The 8848-nt window shown below is 63.0% G+C and carries 7 protein-coding genes and 1 pseudogene; 2 read left to right on the top strand and 6 right to left on the bottom strand.

What is annotated here, in order from left to right:
• Positions 1 to 1014, top strand: a 1014-nt coding sequence (locus tag A2J03_RS08100; RefSeq protein WP_068371894.1) for an aldehyde dehydrogenase, incomplete at its 5' end; no start/stop codon positions are given.
• On the opposite strand, the gene A2J03_RS08095 is transcribed toward A2J03_RS08100, so the two are convergent.
• From A2J03_RS08095 to A2J03_RS08070, 6 genes and pseudogenes are all read right to left on the bottom strand, one after another.
• Positions 989 to 1849 carry a hypothetical protein gene (locus A2J03_RS08095; protein ID WP_156520264.1) on the bottom strand — a complete coding sequence of 287 codons (861 nt, stop codon included), beginning with the start codon at positions 1847 to 1849 and terminating at the stop codon, positions 989 to 991. The genes A2J03_RS08100 and A2J03_RS08095 overlap by 26 nt on opposite strands.
• Positions 1794 to 2849, bottom strand: coding sequence for a type IV toxin-antitoxin system AbiEi family antitoxin (locus A2J03_RS08090; RefSeq protein WP_068371888.1), 1056 nt, complete (start codon positions 2847 to 2849; stop codon positions 1794 to 1796). Before A2J03_RS08090 ends, A2J03_RS08095 begins: the two co-directional genes overlap by 56 nt.
• A 100-nt stretch (positions 2850 to 2949) precedes the next feature.
• Positions 2950 to 4782 (bottom strand): annotated as a pseudogene (locus A2J03_RS08085) (phosphoenolpyruvate carboxykinase (GTP)).
• Between the two features lie 326 nt (positions 4783 to 5108).
• Positions 5109 to 5414 (bottom strand): DUF6802 family protein, encoded by a 306-nt coding sequence (locus A2J03_RS08080; protein WP_068371885.1) that lies wholly within the window; start codon positions 5412 to 5414, stop codon positions 5109 to 5111.
• A gap of 90 nt (positions 5415 to 5504) precedes the next feature.
• Positions 5505 to 6992, bottom strand: a complete 1488-nt coding sequence (locus A2J03_RS08075) for a hypothetical protein (RefSeq protein WP_156520263.1) — start codon at positions 6990 to 6992, stop codon at positions 5505 to 5507.
• A complete protein-coding gene (locus A2J03_RS08070; RefSeq protein ID WP_068371879.1) occupies positions 6989 to 8020 on the bottom strand; it encodes a hypothetical protein in 1032 nt (343 codons plus the stop codon). The genes A2J03_RS08075 and A2J03_RS08070 overlap by 4 nt, the downstream gene beginning before the upstream one ends.
• 151 nt (positions 8021 to 8171) lie before the next feature.
• Here A2J03_RS08070 and trmB point away from each other — a divergent pair.
• A partial coding sequence (trmB, locus tag A2J03_RS08065; RefSeq protein WP_068371876.1) for a tRNA (guanosine(46)-N7)-methyltransferase TrmB occupies positions 8172 to 8848 on the top strand: 677 nt, incomplete at its 3' end.

Genomic DNA, 8848 nt, shown 5'->3' with positions numbered 1-8848 from the left:
GTCGCCGCCGTCATCGCCTGGAACGTCCCGCTGTTCCTCGCCGTCAACAAACTCGCACCTGCGCTGCTCGCCGGCTGCTCGGTACTACTCAAGCCCGCACCGGAGACACCACTCGGCGCGAACCTGCTCGCCGACATCTTCACCGAAGCAGGGGTCCCCGAAGGAGTTCTGTCGGTACTCCCCGGCGGCGCCGAGACCGGCGAGTACCTGGTCTCGCACCCCCTCGTAGACAAGGTGACGTTCACCGGAAGCACCGCAGTCGGACGATCGATCGGAACCATCGCGGCCCAGCAGCTCAAGCGTTGCTCGCTCGAACTGGGCGGTAAGTCTGCAGCAATCCTGCTCGAGGACATGGACATCCCCTCGACCATGCCGATGCTGCTGATCTCGGGCTTGATGAACAGCGGTCAGGCATGCGTCGCGCAGACGAGAATCCTCGCGCCACGGTCACGGTACGACGAGATTCTCGACGCGATGGTCGCGGGTGCCGGTTGGATGAAGGTCGGCGACCCGAAAGATCCTGCCACGCAACTGGGCCCGCTGATCTCGGAGAAGCAACGCACGCGCGTCGAGGGCTACATCGCGAAGGGCAAGGCCGAAGGTGCACGCGTCATCCTCGGCGGTGGACGGCCAGAAGGTCTGGACACAGGGTGGTACGTGGAGCCGACGATCTTCGCCGACGTCGACAACTCGATGACCATCGCTCGCGAGGAGATCTTCGGACCGGTACTGGCCGTCATCCCGTACGACTCGGAAGACGAGGCCATCAAGATAGCCAACGACTCCGACTACGGCCTCGCCGGCTCCGTCTGGACCACCGATATCGACCACGGACTCGAAGTGGCCGCACAGATCCGCACGGGCACCTATGCGATCAACTGGTACGCCTTCGATCCGAGTTCACCGTTCGGCGGGTACAAGAACTCCGGCATCGGACGCGAAAGTGGCCCCGAAGGTCTCGACGCCTACTGCGAGCTCAAGTCGGTCCTCATGCCGCCGGGGTATGTGGGCTGACTGCCGCTCCAGCGCTGACGAATCCTGAACGCATCGCGCGAATGCGTTGCAGGTTCGTCCTAGGATCGAATCCCATCGATCCAGCTAGAGTATCCATGGTCGCTTGGTTCTCGAGCACATCGAGAACCATCTGATAGGCATGACGGTGCGATAACAGGTTCGCCATATCCTCACCGAGCCTGTGCGCGCCCGCAGACACAGTTTCCCATTCGTAGATATCGAGAATGCTCCGGTGGCGGTCGAACAACTCTGTCTCGAATGGCCCCTCGCTATACCAAGTGATAATGCTCCTGAGGTCGACTGCGTCCTTGGACGTGTACATTCTTCGATCGTTCCATGCCATTAGTTTCAGTACGGCTTGAGCAGCGATCGAAGGGACCGAAATGCGTGAGCCGCTCGGCATTGTCACTGCCATCGCCGATTCTCGTGCCTCGCGATAGCCGACAACGTTCATCCTGGTGGCACCGCCAGGCCAGCATATTTCACGGTTTTCGTCTTCGATCTCACCGAACGGAACAACATCTACTTCTGCTCCCAGCACTTCGAACTTGTGCTGATGGATGCCCTTCCGTGGAAGGACCCGGCTTATACGGTCGTAGTCTTTCCAGTTGTCTATGGCGATGGCGATATCGACATCCTTGGTGGCCCGATCTGGAACTTCGTTCATCAGTCCAACCGACTGTATATTTCTGGCGGTCGCACCTACCACCAAGTAGCGAACTTTCAGCGGGGAGACGAGCCTGGTGACCTCGTCGAGTATCTTTGTCGCGAAACCGATCTCAGGATCGGTCGAGAGGGACAAGTCGATTGCTGGTTCGCCTGAATCTTGCTGCATGTTCAATTTGTCGCGGCTCCCCTGACATCAATAAGTCCGCGTAAATTAGCACGTGCGGAACCAACGGCTCTACTGGGATATTCAGGGCATCCCGTGGTTCGAACCAGAACTTGTGCCGCACCTCGGTGTTCCAATTCTCCTCAGACGGTCGCCATCGACGGGTTGCCATCAACTGGCGAGGCGCAGACCGCGAGTACAAGATAGCGTTTGCCGGAAGCATGAAGTCATCCAAGATATAGGCTGCCGATTCACCGCCGAGCAACACGCCGAAGTCGTGGAGCTGACTTAAATCGTCTCGCCACCATCTGGCGTCTTCGTCACGAAATCGCCCCAACGTCAGTTTGGGCGAGAGTTCGGTCGCGTAGGCGGAGGACCACCTCGACAATAGTTCCGACGTGCGCGCTAGTCGGCGAACTCCATCGGCATGAACGAACCCATTTGCTTCGAGCTCGGACATCACCACCTGGGTGGTGCCAAGCGAGACGTCGGCTGCTTTCGAAATCGTCCTCAGCGGGTGTTCGACCAGGGTCGGCCAAGCCAGGAGAGCGAAGATTACTTGCACACCACCCCGCTTGAAGGCTCGTGTGAACCCGTCTCGCATATCCGGATTCCACCGCTGTTGGCTCGTAGGACGCTTCCGGCCTTCGACATCAATGAGACGGTCACCCCAGTCGAGCCGCAGGTTACCGGCCTCATCCACGTAGTCGATACCAATCTCACGCCATGCCCGGGCAACCTTGGAGGGCACATACGGCGTGATGATCAGTGGGGCGTCGTTGCGGTGAAATGACAACGCTTGGATCGCAGCACGCTCGTTGTTCTTGTCGACAATGACCGCGTACTGCCGAGACTGCCCATCCTGGGTGCTTATACGCACCAGCAAGGACTGGTTCCAATTCGAGACAAGCGCGGAAGCGCGCAAACCGTGCTCGTCAAGTGTTGGCTGAACAGCTCGCAGCGCGTCGTTCACTATTTCGAGCTGTTCATTTTCGGTGAACATGCACCAATAATGAACACTTCCAGGCGCCAATGCAAGAGAGCCCACACGCCCACGGTCGAAAACCGCAACGTGTGGGCAATCCCACGGATGATCCTGCCGACTACGCGCCCAAACGCTGCTTCAGCGCGTCGAACTCGTCCTTGATGCCGGTGGGAAGCTTCTCACCGACGAACTCGAACCACTCCTCGATCAGCGGGATCTCGGCCTTCCACTCGTCGATGTCGACGTTCAGAGCCTCGGCGACATCCTCGACCGTGGTGTCCAGCCCCGAGATATCCAATGCATCCGCCGTCGGAACGACACCGATGGGCGTCTCGACGCCCGCAGCCTTGTGCTCGATGCGCTCCACGATCCACTTCAGGACGCGGGAGTTCTCGCCGAATCCAGGCCACAGGAAGCGCTTGTCGTCGCCGCGACGGAACCAGTTGACGTAGAACACCTTCGGCAGCTTCGAATCGTCGGCGTTCTTGCCGAGGTCGATCCAGTGCTGGAAGTAGTCACCGACGTTGTATCCGAGGAATGGCAGCATCGCCATCGGGTCGCGGCGGATGGTACCGACGGTGCCTTCTGCTGCTGCAGTCTGCTCGGAACCGACGGTGGCGCCCATGAACACGCCGTGCTGCCAGTCGCGAGCCTCGGTGACCAGCGGGACGGTCGTCTTGCGGCGTCCGCCGAACAGGATCGCCGAAATCGGCACGCCCTGCGGGTCGTCCCACTCGGCCGCCATCGACGGGCACTGAGCCATGGGGACGCAGTAGCGCGAGTTCGGGTGCGCTGCATCGGTTCCCGACTCGGGCGTCCAGTCGTTGCCCTTCCAGTCGATCAGGTGGTCGGGAGTACCTTCCAGGCCCTCCCACCACACGTCACCGTCATCGGTAAGACCGACGTTGGTGAACACCGAGTTGCCCTGATCGATCGTCTTCATCGCATTGGGATTCGAGTCCCAGTTGGTACCGGGAGCAACTCCGAAGAACCCGAATTCGGGGTTGACGGCCTACAGACGCCCGTCCTCGCCGAAACGCATCCAGGCAATGTCGTCGCCGATGGTCTCGGCACGCCATCCGGGGATGGTCGGCTGGATCATCGCCAGGTTGGTCTTGCCACAGGCCGACGGGAACGCCGCGGCGATGTAGTAAGCCTTGTCCTCCGGCGAGATCAGCTTGAGGATCAGCATGTGCTCGGCGAGCCAGCCCTCGTCGCGCGCCATCGCCGACGCGATACGCAGCGAGTAGCACTTCTTGCCGAGCAAGGCATTGCCGCCGTAACCCGAGCCGTAGCTCCAGATCTCGCGATCCTCGGGGTAGTGCGTGATGTACTTGGTGTCGTTGCACGGCCACGGCACGTCGTCCTGGCCTTCGGCAAGTGGAGCGCCGAGCGAGTGCAGCGCCTTCACGAAGAAGCCGTCGTCGCCGAGCTTCTCGAGCACAGCGGCACCCATGCGAGTCATCACACGCATCGAGACGACGACGTACTCGGAGTCGGTGATCTCGACGCCCAGCTTCGGGTCCTCGGCGCCGAGGGGGCCCATGCAGAACGGAACGACGTACATGGTGCGTCCGCGCATCGATCCGCGGTAGAGCTCCGTCATGAGACTGCGCATCTCCGACGGGTCCATCCAGTTGTTGGTCGGTCCGGCATCGATCTCGCGCTTGGAGCAGATGTATGTCCGCGACTCGACACGAGCGACGTCCGACGGGTCCGAGTTGCCGAGGAAGGAGTTGGGCTTCTTCTCGTCGTTGAGGCGAGTGAAGGTGCCTGCATCCACCAGCTGGGTGGTCAGCCGCTCCCACTCCTCGTCGGAGCCGTCAGCGAAAACCACACGTTCCGGCTCGGTGAGTTCTGCTACCTGCTGCACCCACGCAAGGAGTTCCTTGTGCTGGGTGGGAGGCGCGGCGTCAGTGCCGTTCAAACCGGGAATGGTCGCTGAGGTCATCTAACTCTCCTGGGGTGGGCCGGAACCAGAAACGACTTCCAACCACTGGAGGGCAGAACAGCGGTTGGAGCAGATCCGATCATCCCCTCTCGGTGGGGAGCTGCCCGATCACTCGATCTGCGTATACCGCATCATAGACGGTCACGTCAATTCAAGGACAGGGCGCCGGGTGTCCTGGGCCTAGGTTAACGCTGGAAGTTGTCAATCCGGAATCCGGGTGTTGTCCGATTGGTCACAAGACCGATTCAGCTACCGGCAAGTAAGCGTCCACAGGCCCCGAGCAGCGCGAATTACTTGTCAAGACATTACATACTGGACGCTCCAACTCACTCGAATACATCCCCGGCCGAAGTTTCCTCCCACCTCGACGTGCCATCGGCAGCCCGGAAAATCTCCCAGGTCTCGTAATGCCCACCACGTCCGACAGTGGTGAACGTATCGATCACACCATCGGCGTCGCGGTCCCTGGAGACCGTCATTCCCGCGTCTGTGTAGCTGGTTCGCGTTTCCTCGTAGCCGTCTCCGTCGACGTCGAACATCTCGACCGGATCCTGCAGGCCGTCTGCGTGGTTCTCGCCAGTAGGCACGTCGCCAGAACGGGCGTCGCCCAAGAATGCGTCGCCGAGATCCATCACCTGACTCCGATCTTCCAGCCCATCGACAGAACTGCCACCTTCTTGATCAGACGCACGGACAGCGCCCTCGGTTCCATGCCCTCGGAGCTACCTCTCCGATGTCTGATAGTCGACGCGAATGGGGCCGCCGAATCTCTCGATGCCTCGATCGAGAGTCGCCAGGTCGCGATCGCACGCAGCCAGTACGGCAGCTCGATGCTCGGCGGCCGCTCGCAGTTCGGACTCGATGCGCTCCAGTTCTGCGTCTGCGGAGAGCGCGACCGAGCGCGAGGTCTCGTGGGCGGCTGCCGAGAACGCCGTCTCGGTAGCGAGGATCCGAGCCAGAGCCGCTTGTTCGAGTGACGATCGTGCCGAGGCGGACACGTCGGTGACCCAGGTTCGCAGATGCGCTCGGTCGGCGACGAGTGAGCGCGATCGGACCAGCCACCATGCACTCACGGCGCCGAGTAGCAAGGAGGCAGGTATCACAGCGATGTCGAGTGCCGGAACCACCGACAGCGGTGACATGACGACGCGCCCGAGACCCACACCGGCCGAAGCGCCGACGAGGATCATCATCGTGTCCTCGACACCTCGGCGTCGGACCGACGGCTCCGCATGGTCGACGGTCAGGTCCTTCGACGGCAGAGGTTCCCCCGACAAACCGAGTTCGATGTCGACGGCGCGCAGTCGTTCGGTGAGTCGGGAATCGACACGCGAGACTGCCATTCCGAGTTGCTCGGCCAGCTCGACGTGCAGATGCCGCAATCTTGCCCGCCCGGCTGACTCGATTGCTTCCCTCGCCGACACTGCGTATCCACGCGTCGCGTCGTTGATGTCGTGAATGGTCTCGGAGCGCGCGAGCTGCATTCTGCTGCGTAGCGCTGCAGATCGTTCTGCGCGCGTACGGTCTCGGACATCGACGAGGCGTGCGCGCTCGGCACGCAGCCCCGCCGTGTTCGAGACGCTCGTCACCGCCCGTGCCTTGGCGAGAATTTCCCGTCTGGCACCGGCGGCGGCATCCCGAACAGCGGCGTTGTACTTGCGCTCACGCAACACATCCCGGTGTTGTGTGAGGGCGCTCTCCACGAATCCGTGGACATCGACGATTCCGGACTCCTCGTACAACGTCGAGCGCATCCTCGGGTCGACCGCGATGCGAGCACGCTCCGCGAGTTTGGCCGACGTGGGCCAGAACGAGGCATCGACCGCACGTGGGACATGCTCGGCGATGGACGCGGCCACGAGCCGCTGCACCTCCCGCCAATCCCGGTGTACGTCGATCTTGTTGACGAGGAGTCCAGTCGTCGTGGACTCGAGGGCCGATGCGAGATCGGCCAGCGCCCGTCGCCCGAGAGGTGCCGATGCGTCGAGCACGAACAGCACCACCGCTGACGACGCCACGTCCGGGGCGCGCTCCAGCAGCGACCCGGGCAGCAGGTCGAGTTCGGCCTCGATCGACGACACTCCCGATCCGCTCGTCCCGGTGACGAACACGCCCACCGGGTCGGCCTCCCGGCCGGACGCGATGGAATCCACGCCGGGCGGAAACCACCTCTTGACGACGCTGTCCATGTCACTGGGAAGGTCGATCATCGCTCGCGCATTCGCAGGTATCCCCGGGCGACGGCGAGTGCAGCCCGTGCCCGGGACGGCTCGTCGGCGCGCTGCCATCGACTCTGCCACTGCTGAGCTGTACGAAGAGTGGGGTGGGGCTCTTGCGGCTCACCGAGCGCGCGCAGCGCCGAGCGCATGATCGCGACAACAGCCTCGTCGGAGCCCAGGTAGCGCTCGAGTTCGGTCGCGTCGGGATGCTCGGCGGCGAGTTCGGTGAGCCGGTGCAGCAGTTTTCCCTGCCGATCGATCCGAACATCGTCGACGGCCTGGCGCACTGCCCGCGCGAGCGCGTCGACCCCGCTCCTCTCGGCCAGCAGCAACCGGAGCGTCGCATCATCGGTGTTCGGATTGGCTGTGAGCGTCTCGACCGCGATTCGCACTCCGCACGTCTCGACCTGCTCGAGAAGTTCCACTCGTGCCTGCCTCGGGATCGGGAGTGTGGCTCTGACGAAGCGTTCGGGCGTCAGCAGCATGTCCGTGGTCACCGCCTTCGCGGCCGGTCGCAGTAGTCCGAACGAGGCCGGAAGCCCACGCATGACGCTGGCCGCGACGGTCCCCATGAGCGGATACACCGTCGCGCCGACCGAGGCCGACAGTCTCCCGATCACTGTGTCGAGGTGATCGATCGTGTCTGCCTTGGCGAGGACGAACACGACTTCTGTTGCCGACGCCACGGCATCGATGTCTGCTGGGTGAGCTCCACCGGCCAACACGTGAACCAGCACATCGCCGTCGAGGACGGGGTCCGGAGATCGCGGAACATCGATCGATGCGGCTTCCGTGATGTCGACGCCGTCGACCCGTAGGTCGTGGTGCGCGGTGAGCACCGCCCGCACCGAGGACTTCCCGACGCCCGTCCTCCCGGACACCTGCACTCGAACCGCCGCGAAACACCGATCCGCTGCTTCGCCGATCACGCGGCCGAGAGCGGTGCCCTGCGCCGCGAGCCCACGAACGGTCCCCGAGGACACCCCGTTGTTCGCCCCGTCGTTCACGCGATCCCCCACCCCTAGATCCTTGTTCGACCGGTCCCCACCCGTCGCGCTGCGCAATTCTGGCACAGATGACCGACAGAACACCGAAGACAAGGCGGCTGGCCTGCGCCGACACCACAAGTCTCAACTTCAACTCGAGACCCACCTGTCACACACTCGCCCGATGCGCGACAATGGGTGGGTGAACGACGCACGGAGCAGCACCCAGCACCTCGATTCGGCCCCCGACGACGCCCAGGGCGTGGGGCCCGAACAGGCCGCCGATCGGGGTTCCCGGCTCTACCCGCGCGTGACCAGCTTCCGGTCGAGGCGAGGCGCCCTGACCGATGCTCAGCAACAGACATGGGACGCCCTGTGGCCCCGCATCGGGCGCGATGTCGCCGACGACCGTATAGATGTCGACGCCTGGTTCGGCCGGACGGCACCGACCGTTCTGGAGATCGGATCCGGCACCGGCACCGCCACGACGTCGATGGCCAAGGCCGAGCCGCACGTCAATCTGATGGCCGTCGAGGTATACCGCCCTGGCCTCGCGCAGACGTTGCAGCAGATCGAACGAGAAGACATCGGCAACATCCGCTTGCTGCGCGGCGACGCGATGGATGTACTGGAGAACATGCTGACCTCCGAGTCCCTGACGGGTGTCCGCGTGTTCTTTCCGGACCCGTGGCCGAAGGTGCGTCATCACAAGCGCAGACTGCTGCAGGGGCCGACGTTCTCGATGATCGCTGATCGACTCGCGCCCGGCGGGGTACTGCATGTGGCCACCGACCACGCCGAATATGCAGAGTGGATTGCCGAGGCAGGGAACGCAGAGCCCGGATTGACCGTTCTCGACTG

The sequence above is a fragment of the Rhodococcus sp. EPR-157 genome, assembly GCF_001647195.1.
Taxonomy (GTDB): Bacteria; Actinomycetota; Actinomycetes; order Mycobacteriales; family Mycobacteriaceae; genus Rhodococcoides.
This window is presented reverse-complemented; position numbering and strand designations above follow the sequence as displayed.